Raw genomic sequence first — 21,564 nt, 5'->3', positions numbered from 1 at the left:
TAGTTTCTGAGCGATCGCATTTTGAGAGAATAGTACGCAGTTGGTGCGATGCCTTCGGCTAACTTGGCGATTAAGTTTAGGCTAGATTAAACTATAATTTTGAACTTAAGTTTACTTTCCGTGTTTGAAGCGCAAGCCTTTCTGCCTCTAAAGTTTGGATATATATGTCTTAAATTCTTGATGTAAAATACTCTTAAGTATAAGCGCTCATCTAATGTCCGTTTTCAACAATAGAGAATTAGTTACGACAATTAAAGAGCTGGATGCCATTGCTGCTGCTGCCCATACTGGTGATAAAAGCACACCATATTTAGGTAATAAAACCCCTGCTGCAATCGGAATCGTCAAGACATTGTAGGCTAAAGCCCAAGCTAAGTTTTGCTTGATTTTCTGCACCGTGGCGCGACTGATCTCAATCGATTTAATTACGTCTTGCAGTCGATTTTGCATCAGGACAATATCCGCCGTAGAGATCGCCACATCTGTTCCACCCTGAAGAGATATACCAACATCTGCCTGTGCCAAAGCTGGAGCATCATTAATGCCATCGCCAATCATGGCTACTATTCGATCTTGCTGAAGAGACTGAATTACCCGCGCTTTATCTTCTGGTTTGACTTCGGAGAAAACTTGGGTAATCTGGAGTTTTTGGGCGATCGCCTGGGCGACTTCAGGGCGATCGCCTGTGAGCAATACTGTATCTAAGTTCAAGGACTGTAATTGTTTAACGGTTGCGACTGCATCAGGACGTAAACTATCTTCAATGGCGATTAAACCTTGTAAAATACCTGCTTTTGCCAGATAAATCACCGTTTTGCCCGATTTTGCTAAAGATTGAACCTTGAACTCCTGCTGTTGATTGATTTCAATCCCGTTGTTTAGTAACCATTCCTGATTACCTAAATATGCTTGTTCCCCAGCAACTATCGCCGACATTCCTTGTCCAATAACTGTGACAAAATCAGTAGTCTCCAGTAAAGTTAAATCTTCTAGCTGGGCTGCGGTAATAATGGCTTTAGCTAGGGGATGATTGCTACCACTTTCAATGGAGGCGGCGATCTGAAGTAGTTGTTGAGCAGTAACCTCAGTTAAAGGGATGCATTCAGTAACTTGGGGCTGACCGATAGTTAAAGTACCAGTCTTGTCAAACACCACAGTATTTAGCTGCTGCACTCTTTCTAAAACATCACCACCTTTAATGAGAATGCCCGATTCCGCACCGATGCTGGTTCCCACTAAAATAGCCGTCGGCGTAGCTAAACCTAAAGCGCAAGGACAGGCAATGACCAAAACAGCGATCGCCAATTTTAAACTGAGCAACAGAGGAGAAGTAATCGCCATCATTTCCCCCATCGGCATATCCATTGACTGGGTGGAACTCATTAAGACTGAATCCCAAATATTTGTGCCGATCAAATACCAAAATAGAAAAGTGAGGGTAGCGATCGCTATTACCCCATAGGCAAAATAGCCAGCGATCGTATCTGCTAACTGTTGCACTGGTGCTTTGCGCGTTTGAGCAGTTTCTACTAAATTAATAATCTTCGCCAAAGCGGTATCTTGACCAATACCAGTTATTTCGACCGTAATTACTCCAGACTGATTAATCGTACCTGCCCGCACCAGATCCGAGCTAGTTTTAACCACTGCTACCGATTCCCCCGTGAGCATTGATTCATCTACAGTAGTTTCTCCTGCAATCACAGTGCCGTCTACAGGTATTTTCTCCCCTGGCAATACTCGCAACCATTCCCCAGGCTTAACTTGCTCTACAGGAATTTCAATCGTTTCCGAATTTTCCTGCTTACCGATCAGACGAGCAATCGGTGGCTGTAGCATCACCAGCTTTTCTAAGGCAGCAGAGGCTCGATTACGGGCTTTTCCTTCCAAAGTACGCCCCAGCAAAATAAAGCCCAGTAACATGACTGGCTCATCAAAAAAGCATTCCCAACCCAAACTAGGTATAAACAGGGCAAAACAGCTAGCTAAATAAGTGCTAACCGTGCCTAACCCCACCAGAGTATTCATATTGGGCATTCCTTGAGTAAGACTGCGCCCACCATCAATTATTAGCGATCGCCCTGGAATTAATAAAGCTAATGTCGCCAAACCAAAGTGAATCCAAATATTGCTCAGTAGGGGTATAGTAGGCAACCCCAAGTGATGTAGATGACCAATACTCGAAAAGACCAACAACACCGTGGCGGTAATTAATTGCTGCGTCCACTTTTGCTCTTGCTGCCTTCGTTTAGCTTGATTTGATTGAGCGATTTGATAAATACTGCGATCGCTTGCTCGTAACTTACTGGGAAAACCTGTTTTAGTTAATTTCTCCGCTAAGGTTTCTGGGGCAATATTTTCAGCCTGATATTTCACCACCGCCACTTCGGTAATTAGGTTCACACAGGCAGATACCACTCCCAAATTTTGCTCAAGCTGTCTCTCCACTGCTTTGACACACCCTGCACATTTCATCCCCCCCACATCTAGGGCAACTGTTTTAGTTTCAGGCTCAGATATATTTGCCTGTTGGCGATCTAAAGGAGGTAGAAGAGACTTAACCATAAAACGAGTAGCTTAAAAATTCTATTATGTTTGATCTTAGATCAATCAGTAGGTAAAAAGGCTTAATTGTCGATCGATCATTGGTGTTTTACTCAACCGAAAAGTTTAGGTAATTAAAAGAGGCGATCGAGACAAAAAATCGAGACAAAAAAAGGGGCATCTGCCCCTCGTAAGATCAATTTGTAATTTATTTATTCTCAGCTAAATATTTTTGAGTAAATTAAATTTATTTCTTAGGCGTTAGAGACAACTCTGCCATAGAAAATACCGCGAACTTTAACTTCTTCTGGTTCTTCTGCACCTAAGTCAGTCGCCGAAGGCTGCTCGCTTTCAAATACTCCAGCAATTTCTCCTGTGTCACCATCAATTTTAGTGACATTAAGAGACATTTTGCCTTTACGAGAAACAAACTCTTTAACATTAGCGTTAGAGAATCGTTGATCATCAGCTAATCCAGGCAAAGCTACAGCATTATCATAACCACTAGCAAGGCTACGCCCTTTAGGATCGAGGAATACTTGTCCACGATAGGAGGGGACATCAAATTCACCTTTAAAGTCAGTTGAGGTATTAATACTGTCTGCACTGGCTGTAGTAGTTCCTTGGAATTGCTTGATTGTAAACATGAAGGGAACTTCTTTTCCACCAGGTAACAAAACGGTAGCAGGCTGGAAATCAATCCCATCAATTTCAGTAAAGGTTAAAGTTCCATCAGAATTAGTGTCAATAGCTCCTTGGATCTGGTCGAGACTAGAAGTATACCTAGTCAATAATTTACCTTGGATGTATTCAGCTTTTTGACGTTTGCTAACGGGTTCTTCTTTAACGAAATATTCTCTAGGTTCTATACACAAATCGCGAATAGCATATTTTTTACCTGATTCTATAGCAATAGTGCCACGGCTACTATCAGGCAACTCTAGGCAAGTGTTGGCAATTCCAGTATTGACAATATCGTCATAGGTCAGCTCATTTCTACTGACATCACTAGAATTACTACAGGCTGTTAGTACTCCTAAACATAATGCTAGGAAACAAGCAATAATTGAACGGTTTCTCATAATCAACTTCATTTTGTCAATTTTAAATTTAACATCAAGCGCGAAAGATGCTGCAAATAGGCTGTTCTTAGTAAAATAGCCATTTTTATAGATGCTATCTACTCTACCAAAGAAGGACTACATAATCAGCCGATCGCCCAAAAATATTCTGTTGAACAACCCGTTCAATTTGGTAACAACTGTTCTGTAATCAGTTTAAGATTAGTGTAAATTTCATATAAATGTAGACAAAGTTCATTTTTAGGCTTATTTGGGGTACATGACTCAAGATCAAGACATTAACGCAATCAATTCAGTGAGCTTATTAACGGACACAGCTCAAGATCTTTGTGCCTTAGCAAAGGAAAATCAGCATGACAGCCTCTTCTTATTATCATTGCTACGAGATTTAGAGGAGATTCATCGTCAAATTAGGGTGAATTATTTTGAATCAGCCTTACCGCAAACGCGCAATGATTTATATCAATTTGTTAAAGATATAGAAGAAAAAGGTGGCTGGCCTTATATTGAACGTATGAGATTAAGAGATTTATTGAAAAATTTAAAGGCTGGCGAATTTCCAACTTCTACCATGAGCGACAGCAATATTGAACAACAGCTGGAATCGAAAGAGTATTAGAGCAAATCTTCGTAAAATTTATACCGCAAGCCATAAACTATTTAATCTTTAGTTTAATCAAGCAGATCGACTATAGGCAAAACTTACAGTCATGCAGTTATATTTGCGCGTAATTGTCATCCCAATTTAGATAACTTTTTGGTTTTCAAACCCTAGAGAAACAGTTAATCTGGAAGGTGTTATTTCCAAAGTTACTAAATTTTTAGTTCTATGTCTTTTACTGTTAATCCCATCAAGTTTGGTACAGATGGTTGGCGTGGAGTGATTGCGGCTGACTTTACCTTTGAACGCGTTGCCATGCTAGCACCTCTGGCAGCTCAAGTTTTGGCAGATAACTACGGAGATATCGCTAATAATCGGACTGTGATTGTGGGTTACGATCGCCGTTTTATGGCAGAAGATTTTGCTAAATTAACTGCAACAGTAATTCAAGAAGCGGGATTTGATGTTTTGTTATCAGAGTGTTTTGCCCCCACTCCTGCTTTTAGTTGGGCAGCGAAAGCTCATCATGCCTTGGGTGCGATTGTTTTGACAGCATCCCATAACCCTGCCTCATATTTAGGATTAAAAGTTAAGAGTGCTTTTGGTGGCTCTGTTCCGCCAGAAATTACCGAACAGATCGAAGCAAAACTGGGTCAATCTTTGCCGACCGCCGATCGGCCAGGTAAGCTAGAAATGTTTGACCCCTGGGCAAGTTATTGTCAGGGGTTGCAGCAAAAAGTTGATATTGCAGCGATTAAAAATGCCATTCTTGCCGAGCGACTCAAAGTCTACGTAGATGTCATGCACGGTGCAGCAGCTACGGGGTTAGAACGACTGTTAGGGTGTCCTGTAGAAGAAATCAACAGCGATCGCGATCCTTTATTTGGTGGTGGCGCACCCGAACCCCTCCCGAAATATCTGCCTGATTTTTTCCAGGCGCTCAAAGCAGGAGAGCAAGATTATCCTAATAGTCTGCGGGTGGGATTAGTATTTGATGGAGATAGCGATCGCATTGCTGGGGCTGATGCAGCAGGGAATTTCTTAAGTTCGCAAGTATTAATTCCTATTTTGATTGAGCATCTAGCAGAACGCAAAGGCTTTACAGGGGAGATCGTCAAAACCGTCAGTGGTTCAGATTTAATTCCTCGTTTAGCTAAATCCTATGGGCGATCGGTGTATGAAACGCCAATAGGCTATAAATATATTGGCGATCGAATGCTTCAGGCCCAAGTCATGATCGGCGGGGAGGAATCAGGTGGTATTGGTTACGGTACCCATATACCCGAACGTGATGCCCTGTTATCCGCTTTATACGTCCTCGAAGCGGTAGTTCAGTCGGGAGAAGAGTTAGGCACAATCTACAGACGATTACAGCAAAAAACCGATTTTACCGCACACTACGATCGCATCGATCTCCCCCTAGCTAATATGGAAGTCCGCGCTAAGTTATTGGCACGTTTGCAACACGAGACTCCCAAAGAAGTAGCAGGAATGCCCGTAATCGACTGTCTTGATGTTGATGGTTACAAGTTTAGAATGGATGACAATACTTGGTTGCTAATTCGCTTTAGTGGTACTGAACCTGTATTGCGTCTTTATTGTCAAGCTACCACGATGCCAGAGGTACACAAGGTTCTTGAATGGGCAAAAGATTGGGCAAATTCATAGCTAATTAAAGCAGGTTTCAATTGAGTAAACACATTAGTCGAAGTAATGGGTAATGGGTAATGATTAATTAAAAGCTAAGAGCTAAGAGCTGATAGCTGATAGCTTTTCAAATTTTCACAGTAAATTTTACCAAGCGAGGACACTGTTAGTGAGATCCTCGCTTATTTTTTGAACTGAGAAAAAGAAAGAAATACTGGTGTTGAACCCAGGCTATGAGACAGGTTTAATCGCTAATATTAAATACTTTATCTAAACACCTTAACCGAAAATTTACCTCATTTTGATAGTGTCCAGAAGCTTAAAACTATTGAGCAATATAAATTGGTTGACGATTTACAGAAAACAACTTAAGGTTACTTGGCAGTTTCTTAGGTATTTAGATGTGGATCGTTACACCTCATCATGAGAATTTAACGACATGCAAGCAGTAGTACCCAACGTTCAACAACCAATCGACGTTAATATAAGCCCAGAGCTAGAATCAGGTCAGACCTATCAAGGAAGAGCAACCTTCTACGATGCGGCTAACCCTGCTGGTGGAAAAGGCAATTCTGGCTATGATGTTCTTTCTGGAGATGCATTAGCAGGTATTACCGCAATTAATAATGTCCAGTGGAATGGATCTGAAGCTAGTGGTGCTTTTTTGGAAGTATCTGGCCCTAAACAAGCAGAAGGCGCTGCTCCGATTATAGTTCAAGTTTCGGATCTATTATACGAACGGGCTGATGGCTTAGATCTGAGTGCAGAAGCCTTTTTTGAAGTTGCCGATCCTATTGACGGGGTAGTAGATATTGAATACAAATTAGTTAGTCCCGATGACAGTTTTGTCACTCCTTATGGTTACAGCATCGGTCAAGGTATTGTAGTTGAGGGAATTCCTGAATCTAATCCCTATTATGGAGCAATAAGACTGAATAATCATCGCAATCCAGTGGAAAGCGTCGATTTACTGGAAGAAGATGGCAGTATAATTCCTTTAGAGCGTGGATCTGATAATCGTTTTGTGTTGAGTACTGGCTCTGATCTATCGGGAGCGCAAGATTTGGTGGTAACAGATATTTTTGGACAACAAGTTACTTTAGACGATATTAATCTTACTAGCGGCAGCAGTGATGATGTGATTACAGGTGAGCAATTTGATCTTGTCTAAGCAGCGATAAAACCTCAATGCTCGCTAAAATGGGCGATCGCTGTAAAATAAAGTTTGTTACCTGACTAATATTTACTAGTTAATTATCAGCAGCTAGCTCTAAACTCAACTGCATATGACATATCGAGGGTTATTTGTTGGTTTAACCACCTTAGATTTTATTTACTTAAGCGATCGCCCTCTACAAGCAAACCAAAAAGTAGTAGCGCAGGACTATCTCACTGTAGCAGGAGGCCCAGCAACCAATGCTGCCGTTGCTTTTAACTATTTTGGTAATCAAGCTCAATTACTGTCTGTGCTAGGTAAACATCCTCTAACGGAATTAATCAAAAGCGACCTCTCGCAACAGGGTGTTGCTACCATAGATCTGATTCCAGACAAGAGCGACACTCCTCCTGTTTCCTCAATCGTTGTCACCGCAGCTACGGGAGAGCGGGCAATTATTTCCCTCAATGCCATAAAATCTCAAGCTAACTCTGAAATAGTTACACCCGATCTGTTGGCTAATATCGATCTGGTTTTACTGGATGGACATCAACTAGAGGTGAGTTTGAAAGTGGCGGCGATCGCGAAAAGCAAGCAAATTCCCGTTATCCTTGATGGTGGTAGCTGGAAGCCAAGATTAGAAGAATTACTTTCCTGGGTAGACTACGCTATCTGTTCGGCTAACTTTTATCCGACTCAATGCCAGCAGACAGAAGATGTGTTTGATTTTTTACAAGATAGTGGCATTCAATATATCGCCATCACTCAAGGGGAGCAAGCCATTAGATATCGAGAGCGAGGAAACAATTCTGCTATCTCTGTCCCGACAATTAAACCTGTGGACACGTTAGGCGCAGGGGACATTTTTCATGGCGCATTTTGTCATTATATTCTGCAAGAGGATTTCCCTACTGCTTTGAAGTTAGCAGCAAATATCGCTAGTCGCTCTTGTCTATCCTTTGGTACTAGAAGCTGGCTTGGACAATAATTTTGTTTATCTCCTTTTCCCTCTTGACAACTAGCTTTCAAGCTTAACTTGTCACCAATGCCCATTACCTTTGCTCAACTTTTAAATGTTGTATACCAACAGGATTTAGTATTACTGATTTTGGTAACTACAAATGAGTAAGTGGGCATTCTATTGCTAATGATAAATTTTCAATTGATATTTCTATGCCCTTTAAACTTCGACGAAGTTACTTGCTGCTGTTGGTTTTGGCATTAGTAGGGTTGTCGAGCGGTTTATTGCCTAACTTTCAAAGGATTTATCAGATTTCTGCGGTTTTGGCGACAACACCCCCTTCTCAGCAGATAGTCGAAACTAAAAGTAAAACTGTGGCTGAACTTGAGATTCAGGGGAAATATTTCTATTCAATTTCTCAATTTCAACAGTCAATAGATTCGTGGCAGCAAGCAATTAAAATATCTGAGCCTACAGATTCTTTGAGTCGTGCCAGAATCATGAGCAATTTAGCCCTAGCTCAAAGCCAGCTAAGTAATTGGTCAGAGGCAACAGACAATATCAACGCTAGTTTAAGGCTACTGTATAATGACCCTAATCTGAGTATCGATCGCCAAGTTCGTGCCATAGCACAGGTATTAAACAACCAGGGAATCTTGCAGCTGAGTCAGGGAGAAGCAGAACAAGCGATCGCCACTTGGAAACAAGCTCAGGATAGTTATCAGCAGGTAGGAGATGAATTAGGCATAATTCGCACTTTGATTAATCAGGCGAGTGCTTTTAAGCAATTGGGCTTTTATCGACGCGCTCTCAAAACCCTGGCAGAGGTAGAAAGCATTTTAGTAGAACAGCCTGACTCTGAGCTTAAAATAGCAGGATTGAGAAGCTATGGCGATATTTTGCTACTAGTAGGTGAGCTAAAGCGATCGCGAGAAGTTTTAGAATCTAGTTTAACTATTGCTTCTCGTTTGGATTATGTGGATGAACAGAGCAAAATTTTATTATTACTGGGCAATACTTATAAAAATCAGCCTGAAAAAGCTTTAGCACTATATCAGCAAGGATTAGCAACCTGTCAGCAGCAAGACAATTGTGTGCAAACTGATTTACTCCTCCAGATTTATCTTGCTCAATTAAATACCTCGTTGGAAACTCCTAGTTGGCAACAAAGTAAGTCCTTAATTCCTCAGATTCAGGCAGAGTTGGCGAGATTAGCAGTTAATCGGGCTAATATTGACCGTCGTCTCAATTTTGCTCATAGTTGGCTCGAACTAACTCAACATTCAAAGCTAAACCATAGTCGAGTAAAAGATCTTGAGCAATTTTTAGTCGCCACGAGCGAGCAAGCAGAGACGATTGCTTATCCCAAGGCTCAGTCCTATAGTTTAGGATTACAGGGACAAATTCGAGCAGAACTAAAAGATTGGAATAACGCCCAACAACATACTCAAGCAGCTCTAATGCTCGCTCAAGGTATTAATGCTCCCGAAGTAAGCTACCTCTGGCAATGGCAGCTAGGCAGAATTAATCAGGCTTTAGGCCAGTCCGAGCAGGCGATCGCTAATTATACTCAGGCAGTAGAATTACTTAAGTCTTTGAGTCGAGATTTAGTAGCGAGCAACCCTGATGTACAGTCTTCTTTTCGCAATAGTGTAGAACCTGTCTATCGAGAGCTAGTGGGTTTATTATTAGCAACTGATCGAGGAAATAGCGTTAGTCAGGCAAATTTAGAAGAAGCTCGAGAAGTTATGGAATCTCTGCAAGTTGCCGAACTGAATAACTTTTTTCGCGAAGCCTGTTTAGATACTCAAGAAGTTAATATCGAGCGCTTAGATCGCCAAGCAGCAGTCATTTATCCGATTATTTTAAGCGATCGCCTAGAAGTAATTCTCAGTTTACCGAACCAACCCCTCCAGCACTACAGCACTAAAATCTCTCAAGAACAGCTTGAGTTAATTATTGAACAGTTTCGTCATAACCTAGTAATTCGCAGTCGGCGTAATTTTTATCGTTCAGCGCAAAAGCTATATGACTTAATTATTCGTCCCGTTGTTGATGATTTAACTAAAAGTAACCTCAAAACTTTGGTCTTTGTTCCCGATGGTGCGTTCCGCAATATTCCCCTAAGCGCACTCTACGACGGTCAACATTATCTGCTCGAAGACTATAGTATTGCCCTAACTCCTGGACTACAGCTACTCAATCCTCGTCCCTTAGAACAAGTAAAACTTAAAACCATAGCTGCGGGTTTGACGGAAAGAGTTGATGGTTTTGCTGGATTAGATTATGTCAATTCCGAGCTTAAAGAGATTACATCGCGAATTGAGAGTCGAGTTTTAGTCAATCAAAATTTTACTAGTGCAGCACTTAAACAAGAAATTCAAGACTCAGATTATCCCATTGTCCATATTGCTACCCACGGACAGTTTAGTTCTGCTCTGGAAGATACCTTTTTGCTGACTTGGGACGATCGCCTTAATATTAACGAGTTAGGTAGTATTTTGCAGACTAGAAATGTCGATTTAAAAAATGCGATCGAGCTACTGGTTTTGAGTGCCTGTGAAACAGCGACAGGAGATAATCGGGCAGCACTAGGAATGGCAGGAATGGCAGTAAGAGCAGGAGCCAAAAGCACCCTCGCAACCCTCTGGTCAGTTAACGATCGAGCCACTGCTAAACTGATGAGTAGTTTTTATCAAGAATTATCAGAGCAACATCTACCTAAAGCCGAAGCATTACGCCAGGCTCAGTTAAGCTTATTACACAATCGCTGGTATAAACACCCGTTTTATTGGGCCCCTTATGTGCTTTTGGGCAATTGGCTTTAATAACTCCTACGAAACATTTGAGAGTTTCTGCCGATTCAGTTATCTCAATTTTTACTAGTCCTGACATGGTTCGCGAGCGCTGTTTTACCTTCTGGCTTTACTGTAGCCTAAGTTTATGAAATTGGTATAATTAAACCCAACATGGATGGAATGTAGTTTCTGCTTGATTATCGCATTATTATTAATTTCCAGTGCGATCGCTCATCCCTGAGTCAAAGCAACACTTTAATAATTAACATTCAATCCCGAAGTAACTTCTGCGAAAATAGCGGTTAGACTACCTGTTTAATCTCTGATGTTTAAAAAATCGCAGTTTAACCTTTCTCGTTTAGCAATTGAACATTCCCGTATCACCATCGCCTTTTGGATTGCGATCGCCGTAGCGGGTTTATTTGCTTTTAGTTCGTTAAAATATTCCTTATTTCCAACGGTTAACTTTCCTGTTGTGGTAATTCGCGCTCAAGCTAATACGGAGACGGTTTTAGATACAGAAGCGCAACTGACTAAACCAATAGAGACAGCTTTAGTCGACACCCCAGGATTAACACAGCTATATTCTTCAACTTATCTAGGACAGACGGTAGTTAATCTCTTACTGGATACCAATATAGATATTCAAGCAGCTACGGCGACGGTGGAGAGTAGTCTGAAGCAATTATCCTTACCCACTGAGACTGAGTTAGATATTATTCCTTTTAACCTCAATGAAACCAGTGCCATTAGTTATATAGTTACCAATCAAGAAAGGGATTTGGGTAAGTTAAATGAGATTACTGGTGAAAATATTCTGCCTGCGATTGAAAAATTATCAGGAGTAGAGCGAGTAGATGTCTTAGGTAATGCTGATTACGGTGAAGTTAATCCAGATAATCCCACTGCTAACAACACTTTGATTCATTTTAACGGGCAATCAGCGATCGCTTTTCAGGTAATTAAACAGGGGGATGCTAATACTTTAGAAGTAGTTAAACAGGTAGAACAACAGGTAGCTCAACTCCAGCAACGTCTACCAGATATTCAGTTGGTTTTAGCCGAAACTTCCGCTGGCTATATCCGTGACAGCACCCAAGCGACAATTGATGCTTTGCTGGGATCGGTGGTACTGGCAATTTTAATTATTTTCCCCTTCTTACGCAATCTCAAGGCAACTCTGATTACGGCGGTGGCAATTCCTATTTCTCTTTTAGGAACATTTATCGTCATGGCAGTAGCTGGCTATAACCTAGAGACTCTAACTCTATTAGCTTTGGCCTTAGTAATTGGCATTATTGTCGATGATGCGATCGTCGAGATCGAAAATATAATACGTCATCTGGAAGAAGGCAAAAGTATTCGGGAAGCTGCTTTGGCTGCGACAACAGAAATCGGTTTTACGGCTTCGGTGGCAACTTTAACTATTGTGGCGGTATTTCTCCCCATCGGTTTTATGGGTGGCACTTTAGGACAATTTTTCCGCCCTTTTGGCATTACTATATCGGCAGCGGTGTTAACTTCTTTGTTAGCAGCTCGTACTCTATCCCCTGTCTTAGCGGTATATTGGCTTGATTCCAGGGGAGTTAGAACTCAAAATAATCTTGAAGAGCGAGGCTTTGTTACTAATAGTTATCATAATTTATTGCAGTGGGCATTAAATCATCGTCGTGCAGTGATTGGTATTGCGATCGCGAGTTTTATCGCAGGAATTGCTTTAATCCCTTTGATTCCCCAGGGTTTTATCCCTCAACTCGATCGCGGGGAATTTAAGATTGTTTATACCACTCCCTTGCCGAAATTAGCTGGTAGTGCAGATATCAAGCTCGATAATAATTCCGCAGCCAAACCCAAATCTAGTCAGTTTAGCTGGTTAAGTAATCTTGCGCGATCGCCTGAACGAATTTTATTACGCAAAACGATTAGAGTTGGACAGGAATTAGAACAGGTAGTCTTAAAGCATCCCGATGTCGAATCTGTTTATACTGTGGCTGGCTTACGGGGTGAACCGAATAAAGGCAAAATATATATTAAACTCAAAAGCGATCGCAACTTAACCACTAGTCAAATACAGGCAGAAATTCGACAGCAATTACCTTCTATTCCCCAGGGTGTTGTTAGTGTTGAAGATATCCCTTTTGTCGAGACAGGGGAAGATCCTTCTTTTAAGGTGGCTTTAGAAGGAGAAAATATTGAGCAGTTAAGAAAAAGTGCGATCGCTTTTCAAACAGAAATTCAAAAGTTACAAGGGTTTGAAGATGTACGCATAGATGGAGCCAGCGAACCTTTAGATAAGCTGATTCATTTAGACCAAAAACGAGTAGTTTATCTCAATGCCAATTTGAGCGCCGAGCAGGGAATTGGTGATGCTACAGCCAAAGCTCAGGCGATCGCCGATCAGATTTTACCGCCTGGAATTACTTTTAATTTAGAAGGAGATTCCGCTAGATCGAAGAAAATCCTAGGAGAATTCGCCCTTACTCTCTCTCTGGCGCTAATTTGTATGCTGATAGTGGTTTATTTACCCTTCCGTCGCTGGTTAGAGCCTATGGTAATTGGTTTATCTTTACCCTTATCAATCGTGGGAGCGATGCTAGCTTTACTGGTAACTCAAAGTGATTTTGGCATGATCTCTTTAATTGGCTTAATTTTTCTGTTGGGATTATTGGATAAAAGCGCGATCCTACTACTCGATTATATTAACCAACTACGTACTGCTGGAATAGAGCGCAGCGAAGCAATTTTACAAACTGGAGTCTTGCGTTTGCGCCCAATTATCATGACTACCTCTTCAACTATTTTAGGGATGTTACCGATTGCTTTAGGCTGGGGCGCAGGTGCAGAATTACGTCAACCAATGGCTGTAGGAATTGTTGGTGGTTTAATTACCTCATCTTTACTCAGTTTAATCGTTGTCCCCGTACTTTTTACTTTGCTGGAAGATCGAGCTGGGAAAAAACAGTAGCTTAGTTATTTTAATTTTAATTGTATTAATGATTTAATTGCGATCGCAGCCGTGACAAAATAGGATTAATTGCCAAATCAGGTATTCTAGCAAAATGTTTAATATTCCCTGTCACTAACTCTAATTTATGCTGAATAGCAGTAGCAGCAATTTGCAGGTCGGGATGAGCCAGTTTTTGTCCAGTTTGCTCCAGTTGAGCAGCAATTTGACCATATATTTGAGCCGTCTTAGTATCAAACGGAAGTACTGTTAAAACTGGTAGAATTGTCGTCCTGATTTTGAAGGTTAATTGCTCTTTTTTTAATGATCGATAAGCTCCTTTGTACAACTCACTAATCACAATCGAACTGGTGTATTGTTCTTCTCTAGTAAGAGTTGTTAACCATTCTACATACTCTTTTAACGGCTTTTTTCTTAATGTTTCAGAAATAGCGTCTGTGTCAAACAAATAAGCCATTTAGAGGATATTGTGCTGTCTTTCTTGAACAACTTTATCTAATTCTTGAGCAAATTCATCTGCATCTTCCCATTCTTCAACTAAATTTGCCAATCCCTTACCCAATCGAGCTGCACGCAGACGTTGAAGTTGCTCTAGGTCTTCATAACTAACGATCGCTGCTACAGGTTTACCATAACGAGTTATGGTCACAAAACCTTCTTCTATAGCTAGATTGATCGATTCTGATAAATGGGCTTTGATCTGTGCTGTGGATAAACTTTTGCTCATTTCTCTGTCAAGTTGGACATCTTGACTATAATATCATGGATCTAAATATGATAGCGATCGCGGTTACAGAATTCGACAGGGTACTTAATAGGTAGGATTGACCCCAAGAGTGTAAGCGGTAGAGAGCGAGTACGCATTAAAAACTGTATTTTTGTTGATTGACCCAAAGACTAGTCGGTACAGAATTGCCCCAACGATCGACTTTTATCTCTACTACAAATGGTCTTTTATCTACATTAGGTTGTAGATCGCTAATTTCTCGATTGATTTTGTTTCTCTGGCTTTCTGGCATGTAGTAGGTTTCTAAGCCATAGCTAGCTTGACCAGATTGCTGAACTTGACCTTTAAGAGCAATTTGATTTGTCGCTAGATCTGAAGGTATTTCTTTGGTTACTTTAATTACTTTAGAAGCAACAGGAGGAAGTTTTGTTACTGCTAAATTTGGTTCTAAGATGACATAGAATATTTCTCCTGCAACTAAGTTATCACCACCAGGAAACTGCTGTAAATTACTAATTTGAGATATATCGTAACTTAGAGTTTGGGAGTATCCCCGTAGTAAATCATAGGGGTCTACAGGTAGGGTTTGCAGCACGGCTGGCTTACCATAATTATAGGTATAGGCACTTTGAGCAGGAACAATTAAAATTATCGCTAACTGTAAACTAAAAGGTAGAAGAAAGCGCCACCAGGGATAAGATGTTCTTGAAGTAGTCATATTTTTAACCTGGAGAATTAAGATTACTTAAATAACGTTCAAACCAGAGTCCAGCTAAAATTGCTGCAACACCACAGACAAATAAGGCGATCGCTTTTAAAATTAAATCGGTATTATATTCAAACATCCGCGAAAATATTTGCAGAATTAACAGTATTATTCCCAACCAAAAGTTAAATCTTTGTCCTTCCTTAACTGACTGACTGATTAAAATTATTGCTAATACCAACAGCAGTAAATTAAAGATGATTGTTCCTGCTATGCCAATAGGAGTGATAGCAAGATTAAACCAAATCAAACCAAAGAGAAAGACTAAAGTTACGCCGATGTAGGTAGAGTTGCGATCGAGTCTCCAGGATAGATTGCTGGTTCTTCTAACTCCTAATTTCCACCACGCCCAGATAGTCAAGAGAGTAAAAACTACTGGAGCAATTAATGTTGACCAAAGGGTAAAATCGATCGACTTACCAGATTGCGATGCATCGAAACTATCTGACCAGAAATTAAATGAAAATAGGTAAAATACAACAGCCAGATAAAACACCGCTAGCTTACGATTTATATCATCAAAATTGACTGCCGAATTGGCGACTAATAAATTATCGCGATAACTCCAAAGTAAACCTGGAGGAAGAACTAAAAAGAAGGCAGGAAGCAAACTGTAACGAGATAAATCAGCAAACTCAAAATATTGCCCCAAATTTGTGAGCAAAGTTGAAATAATTAAAACTGAACCTAGACCAAAAATCCAACGAGAGCGACAATAATATGCCAGGGGAATAAATAGCACGGCAATAATTAAAGACATTTGCTCTGATAGTCTCCAACCGTCTGCATCCCAAGCCGTACCGATAAAAGTCCGAGCATAATAGGCGATCGCCATTAAAATAATCGCCATAAATCCCAAAGAAGTTAGCCTCAAACCATATGCCATCCCACAGACACCCAAACCCCAGATTAAATAAAGGGTATAAACTGAACCAGTTTGATGAAACATCTGAGACATTAAGCCAATATTTGCTCCCAGGCTTAACGCACCGAGTAACAATAGTCCCTGTCCCAATCTAGATTTGCGTCCCTCGGGCAATCTCCATAAAAAGAAACCTGCACAGTTAGTTCCCATAAATAAACTCAGCAGCAGTAATACTTTGATCGATCTAGACCATACTTGCCAGTTTGCTGCCACAAAGGTGATGACTCCCAAACCCAGGAGAATAAAACCCAATCCTAAAACAATAATAATAAAGCGATCGCGTGAAGCCGAATCCAATTCCCGTAACCGATAGCGCGAAACCAACTGCTCATATACTTCTGAGCTAATTATCCCTTCTGATTGCCACTGCTGCGCTTCCTGACGCAACTGATATCTAAACTTTTCTGAAGTCATAACCAGATAGAAAGATACCAAGATAACTCACCTGAATTATCTACTCAACAAAAATATGACACTTTATGACTTACTGCTAACTATGGGTTGTGGAGTGTGAGATTTTATAAATAGGTATGAATACTAAATAACAACTTTTAAGAAAATGGTACAAGAATCAACTGTTGTAATTACTGGCGCATCTTCTGGTGTCGGTTTATATGCTGCCAAAGCCCTCAGCGATCGCGGTTGGCATGTAGTTATGGCTTGTCGTAATCTGTCTAAAACAGAACAAGTAGCAAAAGAAGTTGGTATCCCCAAAGATAAATATAGTGTTATTCATCTCGATCTCGCCTCACTAGATAGCGTGCATCAGTTTGTCCAGGATTTTCGTGCGACGGGAAAATCTTTAGATGCTTTGGTATGTAACGCAGCAGTTTATTTACCTTTAGAAAAAGAGCCACAGCGTAGCAAAGAAGGCTATGAGTTAAGTGTGGCGACTAATCATCTGGGTCATTTTCTCTTGTGTAATCTGATGCTAGAAGATCTCAAGAATTCCCCCGCGCCAGAAAAAAGATTAGTAACCATAGGTACTGTCACCGCTAACCCGAAAGAAATTGGCGGCAAAATTCCGATTCCTGCACCCCCAGATCTAGGGGATCTACAGGGGATGGAAGCAGGTTTTAAAGCACCGATCGCTATGATTGACGGCAAAAAGTTTAAACCTGGAAAAGCTTACAAAGACAGCAAACTGTGTAATATGCTGACAATGCGGGAGTTACACGATCGCTATCATCAATCGACAGGAATTATCTTTAACGCTCTCTATCCTGGATGTGTAGCTGAGACAGGCCTATTCCGTAACCATTATTCTCTATTTCAAACCATTTTTCCTTGGTTTCAGAAAAATATTACAGGGGGCTATGTAACAGAAGAATTAGCAGGGGAAAGAGTTGCCAAAGTAGTAGCCGATCCTAAATTTAATGAGTCGGGAGTCTACTATAGTTGGGGTAATCGCCAACAAGAAGATCGTGCTGCTTTCCAACAAGAAATCTCTGACGAAGCCATGGACAACAACAAGGGCAAACGCCTTTGGGAATTGAGCGAGAAGCTAGTGGGAATGGCTTAACTCAACAGTGAGTCCTAAAGGATTCCCTAAAGAGACTTGGTAGGTTGGGTAGAACGACAGTGAAACCCAACAAAAACTTTTAATCGTTGGGTTTCGTGCCTCAACCCAACCTACTAGCGCGTCCACTACCTACTTAAATAAAGTTAGGAGTTAGTTAGAGAGAATCACATATCAAACACTCTAACTAATAATCTCCTATTCCGCTTTAAGCTGCTTCCCACATATCCTTAATTTTGCCAGGCAAGAATTGGGATATTTGTTTTTTAGTCTCGTCAGATAGTTCTTGTTTGGTGGCAGAAAATACGGCATTGATTACCTTTTCGCCAGTTGTCCCACGGGGTAAACCACCTTCTTTTTCCACCCGAAAAATAAAAGTGTCGGCATCAAACTTTAATGGCGGACGAACCTTGCTTAACCAAGCAACTATCGGATTGTCATCTTTCCACAAATCAGCAATTTCATCCTGAAGTCTTTTGTTAGTCGCGCCTTCTTCGATCTCTTCATGTAGTTCAGCTTCAACCGCCTTTGATGCTTCAGTGGGCATCAGATCGCGCATGGTACGATAAACTATGTTGCTTAAATCTTTAGCGTCGAAAATGTCTGGTAACTCAGCTTTGAGGGCAACTTCTTCTAGGAAGGGCGTATATTTGTCCACAATCGGGATAGCTGTGCCTTTCATCAGTGCCTGGGGAGGATCTTTCTCCATCCGTTCCAGCATTTTTAGCCCTTTTTCAGTCAATTTTGCTTTCTTAAACTTAATTAAGTGAGGTAAAGGGCCATCTGGTGCGCCGAAGGTGTTAGCAACCCGAAAATCCACCTCTTCAGCGTCAACTAAATCGGGTACATCTTCTTGATTAGCATAAGCATTACCAGAAAAGTCAGCAATAATATATTGTTTTTGATTAAGGTAATCTAGATGACCCAAAAAATCGCTAATTGTTAAATTTCTCCCCGTAAAATCTGTCGCCTTAAAATCTACAGAATGCATTCCCTCTGAATCTTGTTGATGAATTTTACTAAGCAAGATGTACATTACATCATCTCTTAAAGATATAGTCATGAAATATTTTATTTACAGTCTTAAGTTATAGGGTCAATCTTAAGAAAATTAAATAACTTAGCGCATCTACTTTGAGGAGAATATTTAATCTATAACTATCGATAGATAAAGCTGCTCATTGTTCATTGTTCATTGTTCATTGCTCATTGGATCGTGTCCCCAATTCATTAGAGAATATCGCCAAGGAGTTTCTTTAATATCGCCTGAAGGTTTTTGCGCCAAATGACGGTGAATATAACCGACGACCTTTTTCATCTGTTTAAAATCTTTTTCCTGATATTTTGATTGCTCTTTGTTGAGGATTTTAATAATTTTTTTGCCTGACTTACGACCTTTAATTTTGCCTTGGCGATCTTTTTGACCGACAGAATTACTTTCCTTGGTTTTTAGCCACACTTTAATCTCAGAAGCAGTCATATTTACTGCTGCTTGAAAATCGTCTAATATTTTTTGCTGCTGTGGCTTAAGATTCTGCTCGTTTTCAATTAAGGATAGAGACTTTATGCGACGGGAAATTACGTTTCCAGTATTGTCATTCTTGACCAAATAAACTGGTTTGCTTTTGCTTGCCTTAATTTCTTTGCCATCAACTTGGGTAGATTGGGTTACCTTCTGCGTAATTTTTCCTCTAGCTTCCCCTTTTCCAATCTTCCATTTGACCAGATCTCCTTTTTTCAACTTAGTTGCCATATTCTATGATCGATACTGAAATAATATACTTCTGAATATTGGCTGATTTATAGGTATTTTGCCTCTCCTGTAAGATTGATCTTTAGTCCTGAAGTCAAAAAGCAGCAAAAGATAAAGCAATACCAGACAAAGTTAAGACGTTTTATTTACTGATATCTACTACACCTACTACCCACTACCTACTACCTACTACCTACTACCTACTACCTATTTGCGAAGCTTATCCTTTAGGACTACCTTCGAGCCAATCACCCTAATTGTCATAAACTAATTTTGTACGGCAATATCGATAGCTGTAACAATATTGCCGAACAGAACTTGTAAGATAAAAGTTAAAGTTCCAAACTAATATATGACCCAAACGTCTCAAACAATTCAACTTCCAGATAGCCAAAGCGCGATCGCCTTAGCAGGAAGCAGGGAGCAAAATCTCCAATTTCTAGCGCGACAAACGGGAGTTAATCTAGTCTTGCGGGGGCAAGATTTACTATTACAAGGACAGGAAAAAGCTGTCGAACGTTGTGCTAAAGCGATTAGAACCCTAGAACCATTGTGGTCGTTAGGGAAGCCTCTATATGAACCAGATATCTTAACTGCATTTCAAGCGATCGATACTGGTAGAACAGAAGAATATAGCGATCTACAAAGTAATATTTTAGCTCGTACCAAAAAAGGTGAAATCATTCGCGCTAAAACTTTTAAACAAAAGCAATATGTCAAAGCAATTCAAAAACATGATATTACTTTTGGTATTGGCCCTGCGGGAACAGGGAAAACTTTTTTAGCTGCTGTGTTGGCAGTTAAAGCACTACTTAGTGATGAATGCGAAAGAATTATTTTAACTCGCCCTGCGGTGGAAGCAGGAGAAAAGCTAGGATTTTTGCCAGGAGACTTACAGGAGAAAGTTAATCCTTTTTTGCGTCCTTTATATGATGCCCTATATGAATTTATTGATGCTGAGAAAATTCCTGATTTAATGGAGCGAGGCAAAATTGAAGTCGCCCCTCTAGCATATATGCGAGGACGTACTTTATCAAATGCTTTTGTAATTGTTGACGAAGCACAAAATACCACTCCTGCACAGCTAAAAATGGTGTTAACTCGCTTGGGTTTTGGCTCAAAAATGGTGGTGACGGGAGATATTACCCAGACAGATTTACCTTCTAGTCAAGATTCAGGATTAGTTGTCTCTCGCAAAATTTTACGTAATGTTGAGGGGATTGCTTTTTGCGAATTGACTCAGGCTGATGTGGTACGTCATCCTCTAGTGCAGAAAATAGTTGCAGCTTACGAGCATTATGATCGTTGAATAAAAATTTTTATCAGTAGGCTTTAGCGATCGCATTATTAAACTTGACAGTGTAACATTTATCGTAAATTTTGCGCTTTTAACTCTAGATAGCGATCGACTAACAAAACAACTTGAAACCTTGGAAGTAAAACTGACATGACCATTACTGCGATCGACCTACCGATGGAAAAAATTGCTGAGTTTTGCCATCAGTGGCAGGTGACAGAATTTGCCTTATTTGGTTCCGTGCTGCGCGACGACTTCCGCCCCGACAGTGACATTGACGTAATGGTGCAATTTCATCCAGAAGCCCACCCCACGTTTAGGACTCTAGACCAAATGGAAGCAGAGCTAAAAACCATCTTTGATCGAGACATTGACCTGATTACCCGTCAAGGCATTGAAACTAGCCGTAACTACTTACGCCGTCACGAAATTCTTTCCTCCGCCCAGGTGATTTATGCAACGGGATCTTCAATTTCTGCTTGATATGCTGTAATCGGCAGAACTGATCGTGACCTACACAGCTCAATGTTCAAAAGCTGAGTTCCTAGCAAATGTGCAGCTTCAAAATTCAGTGATTCGGAGGCTCTTAGTGATTGCCGAAGCCGCTAGACGAGTTTCCGAAACAAGCCGACAGATCTTGCCCAATATCTCATGGTCAGAAATCAATGGAATGCGAAATCGGCTAGTTCATGAATATGATGATGTTAACCTCAACATCGTTTGGGATGTAGTTCAATCGCAGATCCCATCATTGATTGAGGAGTTAAAGTTACAAATTCCTCCTGAACGTTGAGGGTAGTTAAGCGGAGATGGCGATTTTTAA

Annotated in this window: 17 protein-coding genes and 1 pseudogene; 10 read left to right on the top strand and 8 right to left on the bottom strand. The window is 40.6% G+C overall.

What is annotated here, in order from left to right:
• Nucleotides 1-207: 207 nt before the first annotated feature.
• Both KME09_17490 and KME09_17485 read right to left on the bottom strand, forming a co-directional pair.
• A complete protein-coding gene (locus KME09_17490) occupies nucleotides 208-2,565 on the bottom strand; it encodes a heavy metal translocating P-type ATPase (protein ID MBW4535734.1) in 2,358 nt (785 codons plus the stop codon).
• 233 nt (nucleotides 2,566-2,798) lie between these two features.
• Entirely contained in the window at nucleotides 2,799-3,626 is an 828-nt protein-coding gene (locus KME09_17485) for a photosystem II manganese-stabilizing polypeptide (GenBank protein MBW4535733.1), read from the bottom strand.
• Nucleotides 3,627-3,885: 259 nt separating this feature from the next.
• Between KME09_17485 and KME09_17480 the strand changes: the two genes are divergently transcribed.
• From KME09_17480 to KME09_17455, 6 genes are all read left to right on the top strand, one after another.
• Nucleotides 3,886-4,245, top strand: a complete 360-nt coding sequence (locus KME09_17480) for a hypothetical protein (protein MBW4535732.1) — start codon at nucleotides 3,886-3,888, stop codon at nucleotides 4,243-4,245.
• A 210-nt stretch (nucleotides 4,246-4,455) separates the two neighbouring features.
• Complete coding sequence (locus tag KME09_17475; protein MBW4535731.1) at nucleotides 4,456-5,895, top strand: phosphoglucomutase/phosphomannomutase family protein; 1,440 nt, start codon at nucleotides 4,456-4,458, stop codon at nucleotides 5,893-5,895.
• A 418-nt stretch (nucleotides 5,896-6,313) separates the two neighbouring features.
• Entirely contained in the window at nucleotides 6,314-7,045 is a 732-nt protein-coding gene (locus KME09_17470; GenBank protein ID MBW4535730.1) for a hypothetical protein, read from the top strand.
• Nucleotides 7,046-7,160: 115 nt separating this feature from the next.
• On the top strand, nucleotides 7,161-8,018 hold the full coding sequence (locus KME09_17465) for a sugar kinase (GenBank protein MBW4535729.1): 858 nt from the start codon (nucleotides 7,161-7,163) through the stop codon (nucleotides 8,016-8,018).
• A 185-nt stretch (nucleotides 8,019-8,203) separates the two neighbouring features.
• On the top strand, nucleotides 8,204-10,819 hold the full coding sequence (locus tag KME09_17460; GenBank protein MBW4535728.1) for a CHAT domain-containing protein: 2,616 nt from the start codon (nucleotides 8,204-8,206) through the stop codon (nucleotides 10,817-10,819).
• Nucleotides 10,820-11,114: 295 nt separating this feature from the next.
• Nucleotides 11,115-13,754 (top strand): efflux RND transporter permease subunit, encoded by a 2,640-nt coding sequence (locus KME09_17455; GenBank protein MBW4535727.1) that lies wholly within the window; start codon nucleotides 11,115-11,117, stop codon nucleotides 13,752-13,754.
• Nucleotides 13,755-13,779: 25 nt separating this feature from the next.
• Here the strand turns inward: KME09_17455 and KME09_17450 are convergent, their stop codons facing one another.
• From KME09_17450 to KME09_17435, 4 genes are all read right to left on the bottom strand, one after another.
• A complete protein-coding gene (locus tag KME09_17450; protein MBW4535726.1) occupies nucleotides 13,780-14,211 on the bottom strand; it encodes a PIN domain-containing protein in 432 nt (143 codons plus the stop codon).
• Entirely contained in the window at nucleotides 14,212-14,481 is a 270-nt protein-coding gene (locus tag KME09_17445; GenBank protein MBW4535725.1) for a type II toxin-antitoxin system Phd/YefM family antitoxin, read from the bottom strand. It lies immediately after the preceding gene.
• 136 nt (nucleotides 14,482-14,617) lie between these two features.
• On the bottom strand, nucleotides 14,618-15,199 hold the full coding sequence (locus KME09_17440; GenBank protein ID MBW4535724.1) for a GDYXXLXY domain-containing protein: 582 nt from the start codon (nucleotides 15,197-15,199) through the stop codon (nucleotides 14,618-14,620).
• 4 nt (nucleotides 15,200-15,203) lie between these two features.
• Entirely contained in the window at nucleotides 15,204-16,586 is a 1,383-nt protein-coding gene (locus KME09_17435) for a DUF2157 domain-containing protein (GenBank protein ID MBW4535723.1), read from the bottom strand.
• A 145-nt stretch (nucleotides 16,587-16,731) separates the two neighbouring features.
• On the opposite strand from KME09_17435, the gene KME09_17430 reads away from it, so the two are divergent.
• Nucleotides 16,732-17,694, top strand: a complete 963-nt coding sequence (locus KME09_17430) for a protochlorophyllide reductase (protein ID MBW4535722.1) — start codon at nucleotides 16,732-16,734, stop codon at nucleotides 17,692-17,694.
• 205 nt (nucleotides 17,695-17,899) lie between these two features.
• Here KME09_17430 and KME09_17425 read toward each other — a convergent pair whose 3' ends face one another.
• A complete protein-coding gene (locus KME09_17425; GenBank protein MBW4535721.1) occupies nucleotides 17,900-18,754 on the bottom strand; it encodes a DUF2267 domain-containing protein in 855 nt (284 codons plus the stop codon).
• Between the two features lie 129 nt (nucleotides 18,755-18,883).
• A complete protein-coding gene (locus KME09_17420; GenBank protein ID MBW4535720.1) occupies nucleotides 18,884-19,444 on the bottom strand; it encodes an HVA1 family protein in 561 nt (186 codons plus the stop codon).
• 352 nt (nucleotides 19,445-19,796) lie between these two features.
• Here KME09_17420 and KME09_17415 point away from each other — a divergent pair, with 352 nt between their 5' ends.
• From KME09_17415 to KME09_17405, 3 genes and pseudogenes are all read left to right on the top strand, one after another.
• On the top strand, nucleotides 19,797-20,753 hold the full coding sequence (locus KME09_17415; protein ID MBW4535719.1) for a PhoH family protein: 957 nt from the start codon (nucleotides 19,797-19,799) through the stop codon (nucleotides 20,751-20,753).
• A 138-nt stretch (nucleotides 20,754-20,891) separates the two neighbouring features.
• Nucleotides 20,892-21,224 carry a nucleotidyltransferase family protein gene (locus tag KME09_17410; protein MBW4535718.1) on the top strand — a complete coding sequence of 111 codons (333 nt, stop codon included), beginning with the start codon at nucleotides 20,892-20,894 and terminating at the stop codon, nucleotides 21,222-21,224.
• Nucleotides 21,196-21,534 (top strand): annotated as a pseudogene (locus KME09_17405) (DUF86 domain-containing protein). The gene KME09_17410 and the pseudogene KME09_17405 overlap by 29 nt, the downstream one beginning before the upstream one ends.
• Nucleotides 21,535-21,564: the final 30 nt, after the last annotated feature.

It is taken from the genome of Pleurocapsa minor HA4230-MV1, assembly GCA_019359095.1.
Lineage (GTDB): Bacteria > Cyanobacteriota > Cyanobacteriia > Cyanobacteriales > Xenococcaceae > Waterburya > Waterburya minor.
The sequence above is the reverse complement of the archived record's forward strand: the minus strand, read 5'-3'. Positions and strand labels throughout refer to the sequence as shown.

Bases quoted from the DNA above. Each gene is read 5' to 3' on its own strand.
- KME09_17490 (MBW4535734.1), bottom strand. From the start codon at position 2,565: ATGGTTAAGTCTCTTCTACCTCCTTTAGATCGCCAACAGGCAAATATA.
- KME09_17485 (MBW4535733.1), bottom strand. From the start codon at position 3,626: ATGAGAAACCGTTCAATTATTGCTTGTTTCCTAGCATTATGTTTAGGA.
- KME09_17480 (MBW4535732.1), top strand. From the start codon at position 3,886: ATGACTCAAGATCAAGACATTAACGCAATCAATTCAGTGAGCTTATTA.
- KME09_17475 (MBW4535731.1), top strand. From the start codon at position 4,456: ATGTCTTTTACTGTTAATCCCATCAAGTTTGGTACAGATGGTTGGCGT.
- KME09_17470 (MBW4535730.1), top strand. From the start codon at position 6,314: ATGCAAGCAGTAGTACCCAACGTTCAACAACCAATCGACGTTAATATA.
- KME09_17465 (MBW4535729.1), top strand. From the start codon at position 7,161: ATGACATATCGAGGGTTATTTGTTGGTTTAACCACCTTAGATTTTATT.
- KME09_17460 (MBW4535728.1), top strand. From the start codon at position 8,204: ATGCCCTTTAAACTTCGACGAAGTTACTTGCTGCTGTTGGTTTTGGCA.
- KME09_17455 (MBW4535727.1), top strand. From the start codon at position 11,115: ATGTTTAAAAAATCGCAGTTTAACCTTTCTCGTTTAGCAATTGAACAT.
- KME09_17450 (MBW4535726.1), bottom strand. From the start codon at position 14,211: ATGGCTTATTTGTTTGACACAGACGCTATTTCTGAAACATTAAGAAAA.
- KME09_17445 (MBW4535725.1), bottom strand. From the start codon at position 14,481: ATGAGCAAAAGTTTATCCACAGCACAGATCAAAGCCCATTTATCAGAA.
- KME09_17440 (MBW4535724.1), bottom strand. From the start codon at position 15,199: ATGACTACTTCAAGAACATCTTATCCCTGGTGGCGCTTTCTTCTACCT.
- KME09_17435 (MBW4535723.1), bottom strand. From the start codon at position 16,586: ATGACTTCAGAAAAGTTTAGATATCAGTTGCGTCAGGAAGCGCAGCAG.
- KME09_17430 (MBW4535722.1), top strand. From the start codon at position 16,732: ATGGTACAAGAATCAACTGTTGTAATTACTGGCGCATCTTCTGGTGTC.
- KME09_17425 (MBW4535721.1), bottom strand. From the start codon at position 18,754: ATGACTATATCTTTAAGAGATGATGTAATGTACATCTTGCTTAGTAAA.
- KME09_17420 (MBW4535720.1), bottom strand. From the start codon at position 19,444: ATGGCAACTAAGTTGAAAAAAGGAGATCTGGTCAAATGGAAGATTGGA.
- KME09_17415 (MBW4535719.1), top strand. From the start codon at position 19,797: ATGACCCAAACGTCTCAAACAATTCAACTTCCAGATAGCCAAAGCGCG.
- KME09_17410 (MBW4535718.1), top strand. From the start codon at position 20,892: ATGACCATTACTGCGATCGACCTACCGATGGAAAAAATTGCTGAGTTT.